The sequence below is a fragment of the Bartonella sp. AA83SXKL genome, from assembly GCF_042196965.1.
Lineage (GTDB): Bacteria > Pseudomonadota > Alphaproteobacteria > Rhizobiales > Rhizobiaceae > Bartonella.
This window is the reverse complement of record NZ_JBHIRG010000180.1, coordinates 1-724: the sequence shown is the minus strand read 5'-3', so window position 1 is coordinate 724 and position 724 is coordinate 1. Positions and strand designations below refer to the sequence as shown.

Genomic DNA, 724 nt, shown 5'->3' with positions numbered 1-724 from the left:
ATACCTTTCCCATGCAACATGGATCAAACAAGCAAGATTGAGTTTATCAAAAACAGTTTAAAATCGCACAAAGGGATGGAACTAAGAAAATTGTTTAACGTTATCCAAGCAGTGAAAATTTTTACTCCAAAGCAAATGATCACTACGAACACACAAGAATGATAATGATAATGCGTAAAAATGAGTCAAGAGAGGGAAAAAGCATCATGGCAAATAACAAAACAACAGAGCATAATAAAACAGCAGCAGAAAAAGATCTTCAAACACAATTAGAAAATCTACGCACTGAAATTTCTGGTATAACCTCGACATTGACAGCTCTTGGTTCGAGCAAATTGAATAGCATAAAATATAAGGCAGGAAAACTGTATAATTCTGCCAAGGAAAATAGTGAAGACATTCTGTCTCAAGCAAAAGACAAAATTGGTGACCTTGAACACACTATGAACCAATGCGTTCGAGACAATCCTGGCAAAAGTGTTCTGTTTGCAGCAGGGATTGGTTTTATTCTAGCACACTTATTGCGTCGTTAAGGCATGCTTATGTTTATCGCGCCTCTTTTAAACCATCTTGTCGGTGGGGAGCTGAAAAGCACTGTCAAGCAAGTCCGGCTCCAAGCAATTTTCTTTGGAATTATTGGCATTTCCTTGTTTATGTCTTTGATCTTTTTATCTGTCATTGGTTTTATTGCATTATCTTCAGTAATAAAACCTCTTACAGCAGC

Annotated in this window: 1 protein-coding gene and 1 pseudogene; both read left to right on the top strand. The window is 36.7% G+C overall.

Annotated features, from left to right (window positions below; all coding sequences use genetic code 11):
- Positions 1-206: 206 nt before the first annotated feature.
- Entirely contained in the window at positions 207-533 is a 327-nt protein-coding gene (locus tag ACFINO_RS10460; protein WP_375655774.1) for a YqjD family protein, read from the top strand.
- Positions 534-536: 3 nt separating this feature from the next.
- Positions 537-724 (top strand): annotated as a pseudogene (locus ACFINO_RS10455) (hypothetical protein); the annotation flags it as partial.